General features: G+C 35.4%; 1 protein-coding gene. It reads left to right on the top strand.

Annotation, left to right across the window (positions count from 1 at the left end; genetic code table 11):
- Positions 1-36: 36 nt before the first annotated feature.
- On the top strand, positions 37-345 hold a 309-nt coding region (locus AOA62_RS05010), incomplete at its 3' end, for a hypothetical protein (protein ID WP_178075618.1).

Here is a 345-nt window from a genome sequence, read left to right as displayed (position 1 = left end):
CTAGCTGACTTAAACCAACACATCATTGTGTTCTCCATGAGTAAGGAGTTAGCTTCAACTGCAGAGATGTTCAACTTGATTTTAAAACAGAAGAACAATATAGGCATTAGTTTAGTGACTTTGTATGATGTACTCGAAAAACTGCCGAAAGAGTGCTCTAAGGTTGTGGAACTGGGTGAAAACTACTCTAAAATTTTTGACAAAGATGATATTTCAGGTCAGTTCACGGCATTTAACGATGACATTTATTTACAAGAAGACGTTGAGGAATTAGCCATTAAATTAGCGAATTTACAATTAGCAACTTCACTAGAGAAATATACACTTCCTGAAATGCTTACGTTC

The organism is Pseudomonas sp. 2995-3 (genome assembly GCF_002742565.1).
Lineage (GTDB): Bacteria > Pseudomonadota > Gammaproteobacteria > Pseudomonadales > Pseudomonadaceae > Aquipseudomonas > Aquipseudomonas edaphica.
Note: the sequence above shows the minus strand (reverse complement) of the source record. Positions and strands in the feature narration are given on the sequence as shown.